Origin of the sequence: Prevotella falsenii DSM 22864 = JCM 15124, assembly GCF_000613945.1 — a bacterium.
Taxonomy (GTDB): Bacteria; Bacteroidota; Bacteroidia; order Bacteroidales; family Bacteroidaceae; genus Prevotella; species Prevotella falsenii.
In genome coordinates, this window is record NZ_BAJY01000004.1 from 54,825 (window position 1) to 76,246 (window position 21,422).

General features: G+C 46.0%; 13 protein-coding genes and 4 pseudogenes. 5 read left to right on the forward strand and 12 right to left on the reverse strand.

The features are described from left to right. The first annotated feature begins 12 nt into the window (after positions 1-12). The 3 genes from JCM15124_RS02675 to JCM15124_RS02685 all read left to right on the forward strand — a co-directional run bounded on the left by JCM15124_RS02675 (position 13) and on the right by JCM15124_RS02685 (position 1,888). Positions 13-657 carry an MBL fold metallo-hydrolase gene (locus tag JCM15124_RS02675; RefSeq protein WP_024998187.1) on the forward strand — a complete coding sequence of 215 codons (645 nt, stop codon included), beginning with the start codon at positions 13-15 and terminating at the stop codon, positions 655-657. A gap of 5 nt (positions 658-662) precedes the next feature. Further along, the gene (gene ruvC / locus JCM15124_RS02680; RefSeq protein ID WP_024998188.1) at positions 663-1,244 is read left to right on the forward strand and encodes a crossover junction endodeoxyribonuclease RuvC; all 582 of its coding nucleotides are present in this window, start codon (positions 663-665) and stop codon (positions 1,242-1,244) included. Between the two features lie 122 nt (positions 1,245-1,366). Continuing rightward, on the forward strand, positions 1,367-1,888 hold the full coding sequence (locus JCM15124_RS02685) for a hypothetical protein (protein WP_024998189.1): 522 nt from the start codon (positions 1,367-1,369) through the stop codon (positions 1,886-1,888). 720 nt (positions 1,889-2,608) lie between these two features. Here the strand turns inward: JCM15124_RS02685 and JCM15124_RS12945 are convergent. The 12 genes and pseudogenes from JCM15124_RS12945 to JCM15124_RS02755 form a co-directional block, all read right to left on the reverse strand. Beyond that, positions 2,609-4,731 (reverse strand): annotated as a pseudogene (locus JCM15124_RS12945) (S46 family peptidase). Between the two features lie 39 nt (positions 4,732-4,770). After that, positions 4,771-6,262, reverse strand: a pseudogene (locus JCM15124_RS12950) (lipopolysaccharide biosynthesis protein). 16 nt (positions 6,263-6,278) lie between these two features. Next, complete coding sequence (locus JCM15124_RS02705) at positions 6,279-7,505, reverse strand: spore maturation protein (RefSeq protein WP_024998190.1); 1,227 nt, start codon at positions 7,503-7,505, stop codon at positions 6,279-6,281. 397 nt (positions 7,506-7,902) lie between these two features. After that, positions 7,903-8,837, reverse strand: a pseudogene (locus tag JCM15124_RS12955) (hypothetical protein). Positions 8,838-9,105: 268 nt separating this feature from the next. After that, the gene (purD, locus tag JCM15124_RS02715) at positions 9,106-10,374 is read right to left on the reverse strand and encodes a phosphoribosylamine--glycine ligase (protein WP_024998191.1); all 1,269 of its coding nucleotides are present in this window, start codon (positions 10,372-10,374) and stop codon (positions 9,106-9,108) included. 67 nt (positions 10,375-10,441) lie between these two features. After that, positions 10,442-12,646: a S9 family peptidase gene (locus JCM15124_RS02720; protein ID WP_024998192.1), complete on the reverse strand. Its 2,205-nt coding sequence runs from the start codon at positions 12,644-12,646 to the stop codon at positions 10,442-10,444. Then, positions 12,636-14,129, reverse strand: a complete 1,494-nt coding sequence (locus JCM15124_RS02725) for a THUMP domain-containing class I SAM-dependent RNA methyltransferase (RefSeq protein WP_024998193.1) — start codon at positions 14,127-14,129, stop codon at positions 12,636-12,638. Before JCM15124_RS02725 ends, JCM15124_RS02720 begins: the two co-directional genes overlap by 11 nt. 349 nt (positions 14,130-14,478) lie before the next feature. Continuing rightward, the gene (locus tag JCM15124_RS02735) at positions 14,479-15,351 is read right to left on the reverse strand and encodes a sigma-70 family RNA polymerase sigma factor (protein ID WP_024998194.1); all 873 of its coding nucleotides are present in this window, start codon (positions 15,349-15,351) and stop codon (positions 14,479-14,481) included. Between the two features lie 696 nt (positions 15,352-16,047). Then, positions 16,048-16,821 carry a TatD family hydrolase gene (locus JCM15124_RS02740; RefSeq protein ID WP_024998195.1) on the reverse strand — a complete coding sequence of 258 codons (774 nt, stop codon included), beginning with the start codon at positions 16,819-16,821 and terminating at the stop codon, positions 16,048-16,050. 68 nt (positions 16,822-16,889) lie between these two features. Further along, positions 16,890-17,585 (reverse strand): hypothetical protein, encoded by a 696-nt coding sequence (locus tag JCM15124_RS02745; protein ID WP_024998196.1) that lies wholly within the window; start codon positions 17,583-17,585, stop codon positions 16,890-16,892. A 34-nt stretch (positions 17,586-17,619) separates the two neighbouring features. After that, positions 17,620-18,593, reverse strand: a pseudogene (locus JCM15124_RS12960) (polyprenyl synthetase family protein). Positions 18,594-18,656: 63 nt separating this feature from the next. Further along, positions 18,657-19,451: an energy transducer TonB gene (locus JCM15124_RS02755; RefSeq protein ID WP_024998197.1), complete on the reverse strand. Its 795-nt coding sequence runs from the start codon at positions 19,449-19,451 to the stop codon at positions 18,657-18,659. A 150-nt stretch (positions 19,452-19,601) separates the two neighbouring features. Here JCM15124_RS02755 and porQ point away from each other — a divergent pair, with 150 nt between their 5' ends. Then, positions 19,602-20,546: a type IX secretion system protein PorQ gene (gene porQ / locus JCM15124_RS02760; RefSeq protein WP_024998198.1), complete on the forward strand. Its 945-nt coding sequence runs from the start codon at positions 19,602-19,604 to the stop codon at positions 20,544-20,546. Positions 20,547-20,582: 36 nt separating this feature from the next. Further along, positions 20,583-21,275, forward strand: coding sequence for a (d)CMP kinase (gene cmk, locus JCM15124_RS02765; RefSeq protein WP_024998199.1), 693 nt, complete (start codon positions 20,583-20,585; stop codon positions 21,273-21,275). Positions 21,276-21,422: the final 147 nt, after the last annotated feature.

The following is a 21,422-nucleotide window of genomic DNA, read 5'->3' on the forward strand; positions in this document are numbered from 1 at the left end:
AAATTAAGAAATATGGTACAGATAAAGCGATTTGTGTTCAACATGATAGAAGAAAACACCTACATTATATGGGACGACAGCTTGGAATGCGTTATCATCGACTGCGGTGCTTTCTATGAAGAGGAACGCCAAACAATTGTAAACTTCATCAAAGAGAACTATCTGAAACCTGTACACTTGTTGGCAACTCATGCCCATCTCGACCATAATTTCGGCATAAACACCATAAACGAGGTTTTCGGCTTGCTGCCCGAAGTGTCTGAAAAAGACGCTGCAGCCTTGCGTTCGCTCAAGGAACAGGCGCAAAACATGTTCGGAATGCACCTGAACTATGATTTTCCACCCGTCGGGCACACTTTCAAAGCAGGCGAAACGATAAAGTTCGGGCAACACGAACTTACGATTATCAACACTCCCGGGCACACTCCCGGCGGTGTAACGTTCTACTGTAAAGAAGAGAACATAGCCTTTACGGGCGATACACTCTTCCGTGGCGGCGTGGGACGAACCGACTTTGAGGGTGGCAGTATGTTTCAATTAATCGGCAGCTTGAGGGAATTGTCGCAACTGCCTGATAATACAGTGGTTTATTCGGGGCACGGTGAACAGACAACAATAGGCTACGAGTTGGCACACAACCCTTATATGGACCGATAAAAAGTATGGCAACGGTGCAGCAACAACCATCGAAAATAATCCTTGGAATAGACCCCGGCACCAACGTTATGGGCTATGGCGTTATCCGTACGCAAGGTAATAAAGCCGAAATGGTGGTGATGGGCGTTATCGATATGCGCAAGGAGAAAGACGTCTACCTTCGATTGGGCAAGATTTTCGAGCGTGTTACAGGCATCATCGAAGCGTATTTGCCCGATGAAATGGCGATAGAAGCCCCTTTCTTCGGCAAGAATATCCAGTCGATGTTGAAGTTAGGACGTGCGCAAGGGGTAGCCATTGCAGCGGCTATACAGCGCGACATTCCCATTCACGAGTATGCACCGCTGAAGATAAAGATGGCTATAACCGGCAACGGTGCAGCGTCGAAAGACCAAGTTGCAGGAATGCTCCGGCGTTTGTTGCATTTAAAGGAATCCGAAATGCCGCATTTTATGGACGCTACCGATGCTCTTGGAGCTGCCTACTGCCATTTCCTGCAATCGAATCGCCCCGAAACCGATGCCAAACACTATGGTTCGTGGAAAGATTTCGCAATAAAGAACAAGTCGAGGATTAGTAATAAGTAAGTCATTAATTAGTAATAAATAACATACAACTTCGCAACTATTAAACGTTTCGTTCGTTTTTACGTAAAAAGATATGTATTTTTGCATTCAAAGAAATACGATAACAACAAAACTCAAGTATAATGATAAGATTTAAAAAAACAGCTTTGGCACTCGCTGCCTTGGCATTCACAGCCACTACTTATGCGCAAACGCCACAGCGTGTATATGAACAGATTTACAGAAGTTCATATAAAGTAGCTGCCGACAAGAAAGAAGACACCGAAGTTCGTAAGATAGCATCGTTCAAGGTAGACGCCATAGCCTATCTGAAAACCAAAACCTTGGAGGCACTTTCTGCTCCCAAAGCAGAGCTAACGGCTAAAGAAATAGCGCATTTGAACAGCCGATTGGACTCAATGGCTTACTATATGTACGACTATGTGAACCTTTATTTGAAGAGTTATGCAAAGGCAACAACAGAAAGAGAGCAGAACCGCGTGAAGAAGATATTTCGTGAAGCCAGCATAAACAACCCTTTGTATGGCGACAAGGACGACGATATAATCTTGGCGTACTACAATCGCGAGGACTACCCTACCCAATTCTCGCTCGATACCAACTGGGTTGCCGCACTTGCAGAAGTGAAGAAGCAGCTGAAATAAGGGTTCGGCGACCATCTGTCATAGGCGTTGATGTTCTTTTTGCTATCGAATAAAGATAGCAGAAAACAACTTCGCTCCTGTAAATATTATTCCCTTACAAAGTGATAACTGCGCTTTTACACTTCAAAAGCGGCTGTTTTACTCATCAAAACCTATTGTTTCGCGTTCCAAAACCGCAGGTTTTGCACGGTAAAAGCGGTTGTTTTACAACGCAAAACCTACGCTTTCGCAACACTAAAGCGTAGTTATCACTTTTTAAGAGAATTATCTTTATAAAAACTTTGCTTTTGTCTGCAATTGGCTAACAACTTTTTAAACAAAAGAAAACGACGGGCTTCTCAGTCCGTCGTTTCTATTTTTTGTTAGGCATTAGTTAGTAAGGCGTATAAGATTGTTTCAGGATAACGTGTGTAAATTTATACTTTTTTTATTTATTAGCAAAACTTTTCAATCTGTTTTCCTGTTTTATTAAACAATTTTAAACACGTGTGCGATAACACTTCCTGCTATTATGAAATATTTACGCTTATGCTACGAGGCAGATATAATGGTGCAGCAAAGCGCAAACTGTGTGCGAATGCAAATGAAAGAGCAGAGAACGAGGAATGTACGGAACTCTGTTTTGCGAGAAAGCTGTTGCTTATTTGAGAATGAAAAAAGGTGTGGCAAAAACCTATTTGCCACACCTTATATTATATGTATATGTCTTTTCTGACTCGCTTACTTTGCGTTGATTTCCTTAATCAAGCGGTCGGCATGTCCCCATTTGTCCATCATATAGAGCACGAAACGAATGTCTACACCGATGCAACGCGCAAGATTGCGGTCGAAGTTGATGTCTGAACTGAGGCTGTCCCAGTTGCCATCGAATGCAAGACCGATGAGTTCGCCCTTCCCGTTGAACATCGGCGAGCCGGAATTACCGCCGGTAATGTCGTTGTTTGTAAGGAAGCAGAGCTGCATCTTGCCCGATGTCTTGTCGGCATACTTGCCGAAATTGTTAGAAGAAAGCAGACTTATCATGATTGGTTCTGCCTTGTAGTCGGCTATTTTGTCGGCTTGTTTGAACTTCTCTACGATGCTTTCGGCTGTTGTATAGTAGCCGCTGTTGAAACCGCCAATCATATAACCGCCCACCTGACCGTAGCTTAGGCGCATTGTAAAGTTGGCATCGCTATAGTGCGGGAGGTCCATTTCCATTTGCAGTTTGGCTTCGGTGAGTTTCTTTTCCTGCGCTTGATGGCTTCTGTTACTTGCATTGACTTCTGTCCGACTTGCTGATAAACTTCCAAGAGGTCTTTTCCTACCTGAACGGCAGGGTCTTTCATGAACTTCTTGGTGTCGTTCGGATAGAACTTTTCGCCCTTCTTCAGTATCTTGCTCGTCTTGTAAAGCCAGTCGGTGTACTTGTAGAAGTCGCCTCCAAACTTCTTGTTTACGGTTTGGAAGAATGCCGGGTGATATTCAGCAGGCATCATCTTGGCATAGTTCTGCATCATTGCGGCTGTCAATTCCTTATCAAGCTCGTAGTTCCATTCGCTGCTATTATCCTTAAACTCGAAGTATTGTGCCTTCGGATTGGCTGCCGAGCCTTTCAACGGCATCTTCATATTCATGTTCATGGCACGTGTAAAGAACTCTGTTGTGCGTCTGAACGATTCCGACCAATAGCTCAAAGCCTGTACCAACGGGCGGTTTTGCGCGTAGAGCTGTTCCAGTTCGTTGAAGTTCACATCTATTGCAGGGTTCTTTGTAGGCTGCTTGCTCAACCAGTTCTTAATCTTTCCTTCGTATTCAGCCTTCTGTCTGATGAGTCCGATAGAGTCGATACACTTGTTCATACCCATTGAATTTTTCCAGTAATTGGCAGAACTTGCATACTTAGACTCGTACTGAATGCGCACGTTTTGGTAAGCGTCCATGTACTTCTTCATAATTGCGAGCTTTATGTCGCGGCTCTGCACACGTGTGGTATTTTCAATATCGCGACGCTGCTGAATGCCGTACGAAGAGAGGTAGCGGTTGGTGCTGCCCGGATAACCAATAGTCATGGCGAAGTCTTTGTCCTTATAGCCTTGCAAACTCACCGGTGCGTAGTGTTCAGGGTGATAAGGTACGTTGTCCTTTGAGTAGGCAGCAGGTCCGTTCGTCTTAGGATCGGCATATATACGGAACACCGAGAAGTCGCAAGTTTGGCGCGGCCACATCCAGTTATCGGTATCGCCACCGAACTTACCCATACTTTTCGGCACGGTAAACACAAGGCGCACGTCGGTGAAATCTTGGTAAGTGGTAGCGTAATATTTGTTTCCTTCGTAGAACGGAGCCACTTCAATGTGCAAAGTCTTGTCGATTTTCTTGATTGAATCGTTCAGAACGTTCTCCACAGAGTCGATAACCGCACCTTGTTCCTTCAACGATTTGTTCGCAATAAGCGGTGCAATGCGGTTGGTAATGTCCTGCTGACCGCGCATAAACGAAACAAAGGTGTTTTCGTTTGGCAGTTCTTCGGCAAAGCTCTTGGCATAGAAGCCGTCGCGCATGTAGTCGTGCTCAACCGTTGAATGGGCGTTGATGGCACCGAAGCCACAGTGGTGGTTGGTGAAAACCAAGCCATCGGGCGATACGACAACCCCCGAACAGAAGCCTGAGAAGTTTACAACGTAGTTGCTGATAGCGTCCGGATTGTTGTAAAGCATGTCGCAAGGCAACGAAAAACCATAATCTACCATCTGCGTATAAACCGCTTCAGGCAAGTTGTAAAGTGTCCACATACCTTCATCTGCCTTAGAAGCCGTGTTCACAGCGAGCAGTCCGGCAAGGAGCAATGTTGATTTTTTCATAATTAATTATATAATTGATAAATAAATTTTAGTGTTTTCTTATTTCTTAAACCGTTTTCCGATGACGGGAAGTTTGCTTAACGGGAAATCGCGCTTGACGATAATAGCAAGGAAAACAAGTATCAAAGCCGTGTTGGCAGCGAGTGCGAACAACGTAGGCAAGTACTTGTTGGAAGCCGTAATGGCTGCAAACAGCACCAAAGCCACCGCTATATAGAACAGAATTTCCTTCATCGGATAGGCAATAGGGTAATACTTCTGTCCGAAATAGTAGCTTACGACCATGCTCACGGCGTAGGAAACGAAGCCTGCCCACGCACAAGCCCAATAGCTGAAATGCGGTATGAGCAGAATATTCATGACGATGAGCACCACAGCACCGATGCCGGAGAAGTACGCACCCCATATTGTGCGGTCGGTAAGTTTGTACCAGAAGCTGAGGTTAAAGAAAATTCCGAACATTATTTCGGCTGCCATGACAATCGGTACTATCTCCAAGCCTTCCCAATAGCTGCGCCCCACCACATAGCGAAGCACGTCCATATAGCCCACAACGGCAAGGAAAGCCAGCAGAGTGAAGATAATATAGAACTTCATAGCCTTTGCATAGGTGTCCTTATTGTCCTTGTCTTTCGACTTTCCGAACACAAACGGCTCGTAGGCGTAGCGGAAAGCCTGCGTTATCATAACCATTATCATGGCTATTTTTATACATGCGCCGTAGATGCCGAGCTGAGTTCGTGCCTCTTCGGCTGTGCCATCGAAAGCGTAAGGGAAGATTATTTGCGATGCACACTGGTTCAGCTGTCCTGCCAAACCCATTATCAGAAGCGGGAAAGTGTAGCCCAGCATACGCCTGCACGTGCCCATATCGAAGCTGTGGCGTATGCCTGACAGTTCTTTCCAAAGCAAAAGCAAGGTGGCAACGGTGCAGAAGAAGTTTATATAGAACACCCACACCACGTCGAGCGTGAAGTTTGCATCGTATATACCGAACGGATTGAGCTTGAAGTAAGGCAATACCACCAAGTAAAGCAAGTTCAACACGATGTTGAAAGTGATGTTGAGCATCTTCAGCACCGCAAACTTTATGGGTCGGTGCTTGCACCGCAGATAGGCAAAAGGTATGGCTGCAAAGGCATCTATCGCCACCGTAACATACATTATCATAATGTATTCGGGGTGGTCGGCATAGCCAAGAGTGCCGCAAGGGCTGATTGAAAAGTATCACTACCGCCATGAACAGCAGCGAAGTAGCTCCCACCATCTTCAACGTGGTGGCATACACCTTGTCGGGGTTCTCTCCCTCCTTGCTCATGAACCGAAAAAAGGTGGTTTCCATGCCGTAGGTAAGCAACACTATCAGCAGTGCCACGTAGGCATATACGTTTGTTATGATGCCGTACTGTCCGCCGGCAGCATTGAATTTGGCTGTTTGTATCGGCACTAAAAGATAGTTTATGAAGCGTGCAGCAATGCTGCTGAGTCCATAAATAGCCGTGTCTTTTGCCAATGATTTTAAGTTTGCCATTTTGTTTCGTTTCTGTTTAGAAGAAAATATAGCATATTCCGATTGCCGCAATCACGCCGGCAAGGTCTGCAAGCAAGCCGCAAACAACGGCATGGCGTGTATATCGTATGCTGACGCTGCCGAAATAAACAGCAAGTATATAGAATGTGGTGTCCGTAGAACCTTGGAAGATGCAACTCAACCTGCCCACAAACGAGTCGGCACCATAGTTTTGCATCGCCTCGAGCATCAGTCCGCGTGCACCGCTGCCCGACAATGGTTTCATCAGCGCAGTTGGCAGAGCACCCACAAAGTCGGTATTCACGTGGCATTGTTCCAACGCCCACTGTATGCCGCCTATGCACATATCCATCGCACCCGAAGCACGGAACACGCCTACGCCTACGAGTATGGCAACAAGATAAGGGATAATGCGCACGGCAGTGGCGAAACCGTCTTTCGCTCCTTCGATGAAAGCATCGTAAACATTGATTTTCCGAAGCAGTCCGGCACCGATAAAAATAACGATTATCGACATCAATATAAGGTTGGAAGCCACCGATGTTACCGTGTTCATGGTGCTTTCGTCCATCTGACCGAAGCCCCAAATCACCAATCCCACCGAACCGACAAGTCCGAAAATAGTGGCAAGCAACACAGGATGCAACAGATTGATGCGCTGCCAAAGCGAGGTAACGATGATTCCGGTAATCGTAGCAACCGACGTGGCAAGCAAAATAGGAATGAAAACATCGGTGGGCTGTGCTGCACCGTTCGCACTTCGGAACGCCAAAATGCTAGTTGGAATTATGGTAAGTCCACTTGTGTTCAGCACAAGAAACATTATCATGGGGTTGGTAGCGGTGTCTTTCTTCGTGTTTAGTTCTTGCATCTGCGCCATTGCCTTCAGTCCTGTCGGCGTAGCGGCATTGTCAAGCCCAAGCATATTGGAAGCTATGTTCATGAAGATAGAACCCATAACGGGGTGGTTCTTAGGAATATCGGGGAACAGCTTAGTGAAAATAGGACTCAACAGTCGCGCCAACAGGTTCACGATGCCTGCCTTTTCGCCAATCTTCATGATGCCGAGCCACAGCGCAAGCACCCCCGTCAGTCCGAGCGATACCTCGAACGCCGTCTTCGACGAGTCGAAAGTGGCGTCCACCATCTTCTGAAACAGCGTGGTGTCGCCCATCATCAAGCCTACAATTCCGAAGGCAAAAGCAATCAGAAAGAACGCTATCCAAATATAATTTAATACCATACGTTTGTTGTCTGCACAGAATTGATATTCAAGATACAAAAGTACGACAATTTAACGATACACCCAAAAGAAGCGATTAATTATGCCCCTCTTTTGCAAATTTTTGTGTTTTACAAGCCGAGCCTCCCCTACTCTGCTGCCTTACTGCACACATGCGCATCGCAAAACAGCCGCTTTCGCAACGCCAAAGCGAAATTGTCGTTTTTTAAAGGAAGTTATTTTTACAAAATCAAGGATAGTGTTTAATCTTATAATAGAAATCCTAGAAATCTCTAGGAACTCTAGAATATCTAGAAAAGCCTATAATTTCTATACGCGAAAACCACACCTCTGCAACGGCAGAGCGAAAAAACGTGGTATCGGGAAGGCTGTTTTGTGCCATAAACACGGCTGCGCCTTATCGAAGAAGATAAGGAAAGAGGTTGTAAAGCGTGATGACAAGGGTGCCAAAGGTAAGAAACTTGAAAGTAAAATTGGTGAATTTGGTGTGGGTCAGCGCAAAGAAGTGCCCTATCAGAGGCGAAGTTGATGCGATAACCATGCCGAGGAGGGCATCGAAATGCTGCGGTTGCAGGCATAGAAAAACAATGGAAACGGTGTTCAGGTTGATGAAAAAGCTGTAAAGCATGCGATTACGAATGCTGTCGGAACGCTTTTTGCGCAGATAGTGCACCGTGCCGATGATGGCACAGAGTATTACCCACGATGCTGTTACTATCTGATTGACCGATAGCAACAAATAGTTGGCAATGCTGCCGAAATTGGTGAGTTCGACAAAATGCTGCACTGCCATTTGCCATTCGCCACGATAAAGCAAGATGCCGAATGCCACAAGATTGGGCAAAAGTAGTCCGAAAAGCGATGAAACATAGTTGCGGACACCGGGAGCTAACAGCTTTGTGGTAAGCAACACCCACACAATGGGCACAAAATAAAGGGTTTGCACCCACACAATGCTGCTGAAACCCATACAGAGAAAGGCGTAGAATACCCACCCCGGCGAGCGTTTGTCTTGATAGCAACGGAAAATGCAAGTGTAGAAACCTACCATGCAGAGCACCACACTGGCAGCACGCATCGACACAAACTGGAAAGTAGCATCGTGGTAAGCACCATATAGCAACACGACACCATACGGCTGTAGATGCGTATGAGGGCGTTGGCGTTGTTCAGTTCCATCATTAGAAAGGTGGAAAAGAGCATGCAGAGGAAGGGCGCAATAACCGACAAGTTGTTAAAACACACTACTGCCCACACAGCAGTCGTAAGGACAGACACTACGGTGAGTGTCCATCGGCTTTCAGCAATTGTGTTTTGTAGTCGTTTGCGCACCGCTTTTCTGTTTTAAGTAGGTATTCTAAATTAAACCCCAATCAGTCATTAGGACGCATTTGCTTATATTTGTTATTACCGTTATGCTTCTTTGGGGTAAACACCTACGCATTATCCTATTGCCTCATTCTTGTTTTTACCACTATATTTACGCCGCTTTCTTGTTGTTTCGGCATCTTTCATCATTTCCCAAAGCCGGCATACTGACTGAAAAACAGACTCAAATATTGTGGCAATTGAGTATAAACACTACTTGCCAATGTAGTTTTTATAAATCCTGACCGATGTCCCTACGGAAGTTTTTGCCTATAAACTTTATCTTTTTAGCATCGGTGAAACTCTTGAGAAGGGCTTCTTCCTTGTTTGTTCCGTAAGACGACACGGCTATAACACGCCCCCCATCGGTTACAATCTGCCCGTCTTTCAAGGCTGTTCCGCTGTGGAAAACCACCGAATCGGTTACGCTGTCGAGCCCGCTGATGGTGTAACCTCTTGTGTAAGCACCGGGATAGCCACCGCTGACTAACATAACGCAAACGGCAGCACGGTCGTCGAACTCCACTTTACAGCTATCGAGTGTGCCGTTGGCAACGCCTTCAAACAAGTCTACAATGTCGCTCTTCAGGCGCAACATCACGGTTTCGGTTTCCGGGTCGCCCATACGGCAGTTGTATTCTATCACCATCGGCTCGCCATCTACGTTGATAAGTCCGAAGAAAATGAAGCCTTTGTAGTCGATACCTTCGGCTTTCAAGCCATCGACGGTAGGTTTTATGATGCGGTTCTCCACCTTCTGCAACCATTCCGCAGTGGCAAAAGGCACCGGCGACACACTTCCCATACCGCCGGTGTTGAGTCCTGTGTCGCCCTCGCCGATGCGTTTATAGTCTTTTGCTTCGGGAAGCAGCTTATAGTTCGTGCCATCGGTGAGTACAAACACCGAACATTCGATGCCGGAAAGGAACTCTTCGATGACCACTTTAGCCGATGCGTTGCCGAACATACCGCCGAGCATCTGCCTGAATTCGTGCTTTGCCTCGTCTAAAGTGGGCAGTATGAGCACGCCTTTGCCTGCTGCCAAGCCGTCAGCCTTTAGCACATAGGGAGCTTTCAGCGTTTCGAGGAATTTCAGTCCTGCCTCTACGGTTGTGCCGTCGAATGTTGCGTAGGCTGCCGTAGGAATGGCATGGCGTTGCATAAAGCCTTTGGCAAAGTCCTTACTGCCCTCGAGCACCGCCCCAGCCTTCGACGGTCCGATGACAGAAATGTGGGCAGTGCGGGCGTCGTGCTTAAATTCGTCGTATATGCCACGCACCAATGGGTCTTCAGGACCTACTACTACCATATCGATAGCGTTGTCCACGGCAAACGTCTTGAGCTTTTCAAACTCTTTCACACCGATGGCTACGTTCTCGCCACAGTCGGTTGTACCTGCATTGCCCGGCGCAATGAACAGTTTTTCGCACTTCTTGCTCTGTGCAATCTTCCAAGCCAAGGCGTGTTCACGCCCTCCGCTACCTAACAGTAATATTCTCATAAGCACTTCTTTTCCCCCTTATCAGAAGGGTTTCTGTTTATGTTTTATGTTTCGTTTGTTCAAAAACTTACTTCAAATAGTCCTCAAAATACTGTGTAATTCTTTCGTGCAAGTGAACACTTTGGTGTCCACGCATGTTGTGAGGCTCGCCCGGATACACGAAGAAATCGGGTTGAGTTCCTGCTGCTATGCACGCCTTGAGGAAGGTGTAGCAATGCTGTGGCAATACAACAGGGTCGTTCAGACCTGTGATAATCTGCAATTTGCCCTTCAAATCTTTTGCCTTTGGTAGGAGTGAAGTCTTTGCATAGCCTTCCGGATTGGTTTGCGGTGTGTCCATATAGCGTTCGCCGTACATGGCTTCATACCACTTCCAGTCGATAACAGGGCCGCCGGCAACACCCACCTTAAAGGTTTCGGGGTAATTGGTGAGCAGCGAGATAGTCATGAAACCACCGAACGACCAGCCGTGAACGCCGATACGGTCGGCATCAACGTATGGCAGCGACTTCAAAAACTTCACGCCCTGCATCTGGTCGCGCATTTCTACCTGTCCGAGTTGGCGGAAAGTAGCTTGCTCGAACTCCTTGCCACGGTTCTCGCTACCACGGTTGTCGATGATGAAAAGCAAGTAACCCTTCTGCGCCATATAGGTTTCCCACGAACGCGAACCGTAGTTCCAGCTCGCATCGACGTTGTGGGCGTGTGGTCCGCCATACACATAAACCACGGTTGGATACTTCTTTGACGGGTCGAAACCGATAGGTTTCACCATACGCCAATAGAGGTCGGTGGTGCCGTCGTCGGCTTTCAGCGAGCCGGAGGTAAACTCCGGTACGTTGTAACCGTCCCATGGGTTCTTCGCAGTAAGCCAATTCTTAATCGTCGGCTTTGTTCCGATGGTGGTAATGTCTATCTTTCGTGGCACAGTAGGTTCTGTATAGTTGTCTACCAAGTACTTACCGCCACCGCTGAGCGTTGCGTAGTGGTAGCCACGCCCATTGTCCAAGAGGGTGCGCTTGCCGTTTTCAACGTTCACGCTCCATGTATTGCGCTGTATCGGGCTACATTCGTTAGACACATAGATAATGGATTTTGCGTCTTTGTTGAAGCCAAGCACGTCCATAACTACCCAATTGCCTTTCGTAATCTGCTTCAGCTGCTTGCCTTCCTTATTAAATAGGTAGAAGTGATTGTAGCCGTCTTTCTGCGATTGCATAACAAACTCGTCGGCATTCCAAGGCAAAAAGAGTATAGGATGCGAAGGTTCCACATATTTTGCATCGGTTTCGCGATACAATTCTGCCATCTTGCCGCCGGTTTCGGCATTGTAAGACACCAAGCGACAGTCGTTCTGGTCGCGGTTAAGCTCGAACATATAGATGGTTTTGCTGTCCGGACTCCACTGTATGTTGGTGAAATAGCGGTCGGTAGGGTCGCCTGCGTCAAGATAAACAGTTTTTCCTGTGTTGAGGTCATACACTCCTACGGTTACCTTGTGCGATGTTTCGCCTGCCATAGGGTATTTTGTAGGTTCGGGAGTTGCAATGCGCGACTCGCCGTTTGCAGGTTTCCAGTCTACTTCCTGAATGTGAAAGAGCGGGAAATCGGTTACCATGCTTTGATCCATACGGTAGAATGCCAAGCGATTGCCTGACGGACTCCAATACAAACCGCCTTTGATACCAAACTCATCGCGGTGAACAGCTTGCCCGTAGACGATGTTGCGTGAGCCGTCGGTGGTGAGTTGCTTTGTCGTTCCGTTCTTATCGGTAACGTATAGTTGGTCTTTCAGCACGTATGCCATTGCTCCTGACACCTTATTATAGTCTTGTGCCTGAACGCCGGCAACACTCTTCATTGTGCTTTCAATCTTTTTGGTCTTGAAATTAAGCATTATTATTTCCTTTCCCGCTGCGATTTGAGCCACCGGACGGTCGGCGTATGGGAAAGAAACGTGGAAGAGCGAGCGCACTTTGCTGTCGTCATTGCCCTGTGCCACCATTGCGTTTATATCTTCGAGCGTAAAGAGCGTGGTTTCTTTCAGCGTCTTTGGGTTTACGATTGTGCAACGGTCTTTGTCCAAACGCACAAGCCTGTCGCCCCACCACGTGGTGTAGCGGGTTTCTGCTCGCATCTTTTGGAAGTTTTTACCGCCGAAGTTGAGTTCTTCGAGTGTGAATTTTTTCTGTGCCATAACGTTGGTAGGCAATGCAAGACCTAAAGTAGCTGCTACCAATCCTGCACTTACGATTAGGTTTTTAGTCTTCATCTGTATTATAATTACTTTTTTTACGGAACTTTCCGCCTTTGTTTCCTTTGTCAAATCGTTTACCGTCGAACTTCTTCTTTCCACGGAATGAGCCACGCTCGTCGCCAAATCGGTCGTCGTTGCGGAAGTTTTTGCGTCCGCCACGCTTGCCGTCTTCAAACTTCTTCCCACCTATCGAGATGTTGTGTTCAAAGCTGTGGAAGGTGAAAGAGCGTATGTCGCCCTCTTCGTTTTCTTCGGTTTCGTCGAGTCGTTTCTTAAATTCGCGGTTCTTCTTGAAGCGGTGTTTCTGCGCCATTTCGCGCTTTTCGTCTTCTGTTTTCACGATGCCGCCTTCTGCACGGTAGTCGTTCAGCTTGCCGTCGAACATCTGATAGCGGCGGAACTCGCATTCCAACGAACCGTTATACACAGGTATCTTGATGCTTGGCTTCAGTCCGATTTCGCGGAAACACTCCTCGTGGTAAGACAAAATCCACGCTTCGTTTCCCATAAACTGGTGTTTCAGACGTTCGCCAATCATTTTGTAGGTGCCCAAGAGGTTCGGTGTAGAGATGCGTTCGCCGTAAGGAGGGTTCATCACGATGATGCTCTTTTGCTCGGGCTGCGTGAAATTCTTGAAGTCTTTATGCTCTATGGTAACGTATTTTGTAAATCCTGCTGCCGCTACATTCATTTTTGCCGTGTTCACAGCCTTCATTTCAATGTCGTAACCGTAGATATGGTGTTCAAATTCTCGCTCCTGAGAATCGTCATTGTATATCATATCGAAGAGTTCTTGGTCGAAATCGGGCCATTTCTCGAACGCAAACTCTTTGCGGAAGATGCCCGGAGAGATGTTGCGTGCGATGAGTGCAGCCTCGATGGGCAACGTGCCCGAACCACACATAGGGTCGATGAAGTCGGTTTCGCCCTTCCAGCCGGTCATCAGTATCATACCTGCTGCGAGCACTTCGTTCAATGGTGCTTCCACACTTTCCTGTCGGTAGCCACGTCGGTGCAGCGATTCGCCGCTTGAGTCGAGCGACAGGGTTGCATTGTCTTCGGCAACGTGTATGTTCAGACGAATGTCGGGGTTGCTGACAGAGATGTTCGGGCGTGTGCCGGTGTTTTCACGGAATTGGTCTACAATGGCGTCTTTCACCTTATAGGTAACAAAACGTGAGTTCTTGAACTCTTCCGAGTAGACCACCGAGTCTACCGAGAATGTCTTTCCCTGCAGAATGTACTTGCTCCAATCTATCTTTTTCACTTCATCGTACATATCTTCAGCACTCTTTGCCTTGAAGTGTGCGATTGGCTTCAGCACTCTTATTGCGGTGTGCAACTGGAAGTTAGCGCGGTACATCATTTCCTTGTTTCCCGTGAACGACACCATTCGTCGTCCAATCTGCACGTTGTTAGCACCCAGTTGGGTGAGCTCTTGAGCCAAAACCTCCTCAAGTCCCATAAAGGTTTTGGCAATGAGTTCAAATTCTTCCATTAATCTGTTTGTTAAAAGTTTCATCTTTCTGCGCTTCAACATGGTTTGCGACGTTGCAGACGAGATGCTTTTCTATTTGTTTATGATTGTTATTTTTGCTTTTCCGTTTGTTGTTTCGCGAACGTTGTTACAGCCGTTCCGTCGTGTCGTTACCGCTGCACGAGTACTGCACAACGGTAATAACTGTTGCAAAGATAGTGATTTTCAGTGAAAGAACAAGAAAGTAGCACAAAAAACTAACGATAAAAACAGACTTTTCCATAACTGAAAACCCCACCGCCGTACAAGCGATGGGGTTTATTTCCGAATGTTCAGCCCTTCGACGAGGGCTATCCGATAAATTTTAAGTTTAACCGAGATACTTCATCAGCACCCGTGCATTACCGCTCAAGCGGATTTTTTCGATTGCCTTTTCACGAATTTGGCGCACACGTTCGCGTGTAAGCTGCATCTCCGTGCCTATCTCTTCCAACCCTTTCTCTTGACAACCAATACCGAAACATTCGACTACGATTTTGCGTTCACGGTCTTTCAACGTGTTCTGCAACACCGACTTAAGGTCGTCGGACATTGATTCGAAGTCTACACCGCGGTCGGTTCGCGAGTCGTCGCCCGATGCCAACATATCGCTCATAGAGTTATCATCGTCGTCGCTGAATGGAGCGTCAATGCTCATGTGGTGATTGTCCGCGCTCTGACTTTGGCGAATGCGTGCCTCGTCTATGCCGGTCATATCTGCCAACTCATGAATAGAAGGACGACGGTTGTGTTTCTGAATGAACTCGTTGGTAACTTGGTTTATCTTTGAGATTGCTCCTACTTGGTTCAGCGGCAAGCGTACAATACGACTTTGTTCGGCAATGGCCTGCAAAATGCTTTGTCTAATCCACCAAACTGCGTATGAGATGAACTTAAACCCGCGTGTCTCGTCGAACTTCTCGGCAGCTTTGACAAGCCCGATGTTGCCTTCGTCGATAAGGTCGGTAAGCGAGAGACCTTGATGTTGGTATTGCTTGGCAACGGAAACCACAAAGCGCAAGTTCGCCTTAATGAGCTTCTCCTTTGCCCGCTCGCCCTTTTTGCCGCCTTTATGAATTTCCTGAGCAAGCTCAATCTCTTCATCAACGGTAATCATTGGTTCACGTCCAATCTCCACCAAGTACTTGTCGAGTGCCTCGCTGGAACGGTTGGTAATACTTTTTGAAATCTTAAGTTGTCTCATTAGATAAAATATACCTCCAAAATTAATATGGTATCAAACTCCGTCAGGATAGACGAAATTCTGTGCAAAGGTACGAAAAAAATATGATATTGCAAAATTTACAAGCATAAACATTCTGCCATTAACATCTTATATCAAATTTAGAAACAAACAGAATATTGCGAGTAACAACTTATTAAATGGACGAAAAACAGGCAATAAAAGTGTAAACATTTTTCGCAAGAATATCTGTTACGTAACTACCTCGCCATCAACGCATTACAAAACCTATTGTTTTGCATTCCAAAACCGTAGGTTTGCACGGTAAAACCTACGGTTTAACAACGCAAAACCTACGGTTTCGCAACGCAAAAGCGATTATATCACTTTTTAACAGAATTATCTTTACAATATTAAAACGAAAAGCTCTCGCGGTTTCAGTGGTGAACTTACTTGGAATACATCTATGAGATAGGTTGCTTAACCGGCTTTCCTATGCCGAACGAATATTTTTTTAGTATTTACGTTGGCTTCTTTCTAAGGCGATAACTGTACTTTTCATTGCATTTACGGCAAAGGCTCAATGCGGTATAGAGTTCTTTTGAATAGCTTTTGCTTGTATTACAGCATTGGCAAAGGCTATCTATAAAATGCCTTTTAGGTGGAAATGAGCAACCATAAGCAAGTATAGATGTAAAGTTATGGCGCATTCCGAACTTAGCAGAAGCCGAATATCCGTTCTACGTTCTTGTTCGTTTGTATGCCGATTTCGTCTTCTGTTGTGTTATAAACTTCTGCCAATTTAGCTACAACATGCACCAAGAACGAACTTTCGTTGCGCTTTCCACGCAATGGAACGGGTGCCATGTAGGGTGAATCGGTTTCGAGAACGATGCGTTGGAGCGGAACAGACTTTAATGTTTCGGGAAGATTTGCCTTCTTGAAAGTAAGTACTCCGCCTATTCCCAACACGAAATTGCTGAATGTCAGCAACTCTGCCGCCTCCTTTTCGTTCCCCGTAAAGCAGTGGAAAACGCCTCCCGGCAACCGGTCTTGATACTTTCTGAGTATTTTAACCATTTCGTTTTGCGCTTTTCTGCAATGTATCATCAATGGCAAACGTGTTTCGACCGACCATTTTACCTGCTCTTCAAAAGCCTCCAACTGCTCTTTTTCAAACTCCCTGCTCCAATAAAAGTCTAATCCGACTTCCCCGACAGCAATGTAGTCGTTGCTTGCAAGCAGCACCGGTTTCATCTTTTCGAGCACTTCCCGATAGTCGGCTTTCACTTCTTCGGGGTGCAAGCCCAACATCGGATAAGCGAAACCGGGAAACAGTTTGCAGATATTGCCTATCGATTCGATAGAGTTTAAGTCGATTGCAGGCACAAAAACCTTTGAAACACCAACGCTTTTGGCTCTTTCCACCACCTCTTGAATGTCCTCTTTAAATTCTGTTCCGTCTAAGTGAGTGTGTGTATCTATTATCATATTCTTATCAATTGCTATGTTTTATCTTTGTTTTTATAGTCGCTTGCTGTTTCTACCGTCTTCGTTTGTTACAGTTTTTGCTCGTTCCTTCTATAATAATATATGACACCAAACTTACGGCATTGGTCGTATCGTTCTTTAGGAGGCAGGTCTGCAAAGTGGGTTTCTATAACGTTCCACAGCTCTAAAATCAGGTCGTCGATAGTCGGACGCAGCTTTACCATTACCTGATTGTCTTTGCCGGTGCGCTCTTGCAATTTCCGTTGTGCCGTATAGGCTTCGTTGTAAATATCGAAATGCGTTGCCACCATTCCTATCGAAGGGTTGTAAATGGGCTTTCCTCCTTGCTTTACCCTTGCTTTTTCGCCTGCAACAATCTTAGGTCCCCATAGCAACAGCCCATCGGCAGACTTTATATTGGGCAGCGATGTTGCATCTTCGCTTAGTCCGTAGAGTGTCAGTTGCTTCCGTTTTATTTCTCCACGCTCTACCGACATCAGCAGAACTTGTATGAAATGGCTGAGATACATACCGGCACGATACTGCAAACCGTCCATCTTCTTTGCATTCCTGACTTGTGCCGACATCGATATTCTATATTGTTCGGTGGCTGTAAGCAAACGGTCGTGAAGCGGCTGAGCACTATTTATCAGTTTCCAATCAATGAATTTGTTTCTTACGGTGTAAATATCATTGTTGTCCAATAACGTCTTCAGTGCTTTCAGTCGGGCTGCATCGGTCTTCGGTAAACGTCTGTACGGCATATATAAGGAACGGTGATTAAAGGTAAGACAGAAGTTATCTTTGACGTTTCATCATTTCTGCGGCGTATGCTGCCAATGCTTCCTTGCGTTCGTCGGGCAGTTTTACCGCATCGAGAAACTTCTTTCCCTGCTCGTAATAGAAGTCCATCTTCTCTTTTGCAAGTTTATCTACACCTATTTCATTGTACAATCGTGTTACGGCAGCAATTTTTTCTTCGGTGTCGAAGTCGCTCTTGTTTATCCATTTTTCGAGTTCGGCTCTCTGTTCGGTGTTTGCTTGGTTGAAAGCAGTGATGAGCATATAAGTCTTTTTGTTCGATGTTATGTCGCCTCCTATCTTCTTTCCGAACACTTTGACGTCGCCGTACACATCGAGATAATCGTCTTGGAGCTGGAAAGCCAGTCCTATTTGTTCGCCAAACTTATACAGGTTCTCTGCATCTTCCTTGCTTGCATCGGCCAAAATAGCCCCCATCTTTGTAGCACAAGCAAGCAACACGCTGGTTTTAAGGCGTATCATTTCGATGTATTCTTCTACTGTTACATCGTTGCGCATCTCAAATTCCATGTCGTATTGCTGCCCTTCGCCTATCTGCAATGCCGTTTCGGTGAAGAGATGTAGGACTGCTTCAAGATGTTTCGTGTCGCATTTAGCCAATCGTTCGTAAGCCAAGACCAACATAGAGTCGCCCGAGAGAACGGCTTGATTGTCGTTCCACTTCTTGTGCACGGTTTGTTGTCCGCGTCTTAACGGAGCTTTGTCCATGAGGTCGTCGTGCAAAAGCGTATAGTATGATAGGTTTCCAATGCACAGGCTGCCGACAGAATATCTTTCGGATTATCTTTGTACAGGTTGTAACTCAACAACATAAGGGTAGGACGTATGCGCTTGCCGCCTAAACGCAATACATATTTAATGGGTTCGTATAGGCCGGCCGGCTTACGGTCGTAGGCAAGGCTGTCTAAATAATGGTTTACAACTTCCAAAAGTTCCTTAGATGTGTACATATCGAAATGTTTTTTTACTATCTGAATTATTTTTTTATTGTCTTGTAAGCAAGTAATTGCTGCTTACAAACTAAACACGATGGGTATTTCTAATAACGATTTGCAAGGTTTATTATTTTGTATGCCGGGCTTCCATTTGCCCATTGTGCGCACAACTTTCAATACTTCTTGCTCAAAATCGGTATTCTTTGCTTCTTTTATCTTGATGTCGCCCACTGTTCCGTCAGTGTTTACAATGAAGGTAACGTTTACTGTGCCCTGCTGTTTTGCTTGTTTGGCAGTGTCGGGGTACTTTATATTCTTGGTGAGCCACGTCATAAAGAAGCTCCAACCGCCCGGCGGAGTAGGCGTTTCAGACAGAATGCGCTTGCTGACTTTGTCGTCGTAGCGTTCTATTCTTTTATCGGCATCGTCGTCTGTAAACTTGTTGGTTTCCTTTTTATCCACCTCTTCCACCTTGGTAGGGTCAGGCAGGTTGCTCTCCTGCTGTGTCAGTATCGGCGTGTCGCTGATGTTTGGCGCAGCCGTTCTGTCGTCGTTCGATTCTGTATTGCCCACTTCGTGCGGTGTAACCTTTTGCGGAGTCTCGCTTCGTTTAACGTTCAGCATGTCCTCCAGAGTAGGTTCTTTATCGTCTTTCTCTTTCGCCAGACTCTCTTGGTCGATAGCGGGCAGCATCTCTTGGTCATGTAATTTCAGGTCTTTCAGTAGGTTCGTATTCGCTTGTTTGTCCTCGTCCCCTTGTGTGGAATACTCTATTGCAACAAAGAAAACAGACAATGCCACTGTCAGACCAAGCACAAATCTTATCCAACGCTTGTTCTCTAAATCTGCATTATTTGATTTCTTTGTTTCCACATCTAAACACTAAATCCCATTATACAACGTTATATGCTATATGCGGGGCAATAACAAGAGTTTTAAATGCCCGCTGCATAATCGACAGACAAAATTAATAAGATATTCGGAAAAAGATGTATCTTTGCCAAATAAATTAAAGTACATTAAATGAAAAAGCTTGTTTTCGCCCTTTTTCTTGGGTTATTCTCAACCATAGCGCAAGCACAGGAAAGTCAAACAGAATACAACTTCTTGCGTTTACCTGTCAGTGCGCGTGCTGCTGCATTGGGCGGCAATAACATTTCTATTATCGAGGACGACCCTTCGCTTATGTTTTCAAACCCTGCCTTGGCGGCATCGGTCAGCGATATGACACTTGGGCTTAGCTATATGAATTATATGAAGGGGGCAAACTATATGGGGGCTTCTTTCACGAGAGTAATGAACGATAAGGCTACGCTTGCCGGTGGCATTCAGTACATGAACTACGGAAAGATGAAAGAAGTAGACGAGAACAATGTGCAGACGGGCGAATTCAGTGCAAGCGAGATTGCCGTTGAGGCTGTTTTCGCCTATGAATTGGCACGCAACTTGGTCGGTGGTATCACAGGAAAGTTCATTACGTCGTATATTGGTAGCTATAACAGCATAGCTGTTGGCGTGGATTTGGGCTTGAATTGGTACGACCCGGAACTCGAATGGTCGGTGTCGGCTGTTGCAAAGAACCTTGGCGGACAGGTGAAGGCGTATGATGACAATTTCGGAAAAATGCCTTTCGACCTGCAAATAGGTGTCAGCAAAACGTTTGCTGCGCTTCCTGTACGTGTGTCGGCTACGCTTGTAGACCTTACGCATTACGATTACCGATTTATAAACCATTTGAATTTGGGTGCCGAGATTCTGCTTTCAGAAAGTTTATGGATAGGCGGTGGCTACAATTTCCGCAGAGGAAACGATATGAAAGTGGGAGTTGGCGACGATGAAAGCAGCCACGGAGCAGGTTTCAGCGTTGGTGGCGGAATCAATCTCGAACGCTTCAAGCTGAATGTATCGTATGGCAAGTACCACGCATCAAGCAATTCCATCATGCTGAATTTTGCCTACGCACTTTAATACTATAAGAATAAGAAACAAAAGAACAGATATTAGATGAAGAAAATAACAATTGCCATTGACGGCTTTTCTTCGTGTGGAAAGAGCACAATGGCAAAGGATTTGGCACGAGAATTGGGCTATGTTTACGTAGACACGGGGGCAATGTATCGTTGTGTAACGCTTTATGCCTTGCGACACGGACTGTTTCATGCAGACGGCTCAATAAACCTGCCCCGGCTGGAAGCCGAAATTCCGAACATAAACATCAGTTTCAAGCTCAACAAAGAAACGGGTCGCCCGGACACCTATCTTAATAATGAGAATGTAGAGAGCGAAATTCGCACGATGGAAGTATCGTCGCATGTCAGTCCTATTGCAGCCGTTCCGTTTGTTCGTGCAGCACTTGTGGCGCAACAGCAAAAGATGGGCGAAGACAAAGGTATTGTAATGGACGGTCGCGATGTTGGCACGGTGGTCTTTCCGAATGCAGAATTGAAGATTTTTGTAACGGCATCGCCCGAAGTAAGAGCGCAACGGCGTTACGATGAATTGAAGGCAAAGGGCATGGAAGCCGACTTTGAGGAGATATTGGAGAACGTTAAGCAACGCGATTATATCGATTCGCATCGCGAAGTGTCGCCTATGCGCAAAGCCGATGATGCCATCGAGTTGGATAATAGCCACATCAGCATAGCCGAACAGAAGCAATGGCTCATAGAGCAATATAAACGAGTGTGCGGCGAATAATGCTTGCCGTATATTCGGAAGAAACGATTAAAGCCGAAAAGAAAACCGTTCTTTTCGGCTTTTTTTATTATAAGTAGATTATAGAAAATATCTTTGTAGTTTTTATCTTTTAGTTGAGAGAATTGTTTCTTGTATCTTTCATTTGCG

Bases quoted from the DNA above. Each gene is read 5' to 3' on its own strand.
- JCM15124_RS02685 (WP_024998189.1), top strand. From the start codon at position 1,367: ATGATAAGATTTAAAAAAACAGCTTTGGCACTCGCTGCCTTGGCATTC.
- JCM15124_RS02725 (WP_024998193.1), bottom strand. From the start codon at position 14,129: ATGGAAGAATTTGAACTCATTGCCAAAACCTTTATGGGACTTGAGGAG.
- cmk (WP_024998199.1), top strand. From the start codon at position 20,583: ATGAAGAAAATAACAATTGCCATTGACGGCTTTTCTTCGTGTGGAAAG.
- JCM15124_RS02740 (WP_024998195.1), bottom strand. From the start codon at position 16,821: ATGATAATAGATACACACACTCACTTAGACGGAACAGAATTTAAAGAG.
- JCM15124_RS02735 (WP_024998194.1), bottom strand. From the start codon at position 15,351: ATGAGACAACTTAAGATTTCAAAAAGTATTACCAACCGTTCCAGCGAG.
- ruvC (WP_024998188.1), top strand. From the start codon at position 663: ATGGCAACGGTGCAGCAACAACCATCGAAAATAATCCTTGGAATAGAC.
- purD (WP_024998191.1), bottom strand. From the start codon at position 10,374: ATGAGAATATTACTGTTAGGTAGCGGAGGGCGTGAACACGCCTTGGCT.
- JCM15124_RS02705 (WP_024998190.1), bottom strand. From the start codon at position 7,505: ATGGTATTAAATTATATTTGGATAGCGTTCTTTCTGATTGCTTTTGCC.
- JCM15124_RS02720 (WP_024998192.1), bottom strand. From the start codon at position 12,646: ATGAAGACTAAAAACCTAATCGTAAGTGCAGGATTGGTAGCAGCTACT.
- JCM15124_RS02745 (WP_024998196.1), bottom strand. From the start codon at position 17,585: ATGCCGTACAGACGTTTACCGAAGACCGATGCAGCCCGACTGAAAGCA.
- JCM15124_RS02675 (WP_024998187.1), top strand. From the start codon at position 13: ATGGTACAGATAAAGCGATTTGTGTTCAACATGATAGAAGAAAACACC.
- porQ (WP_024998198.1), top strand. From the start codon at position 19,602: ATGAAAAAGCTTGTTTTCGCCCTTTTTCTTGGGTTATTCTCAACCATA.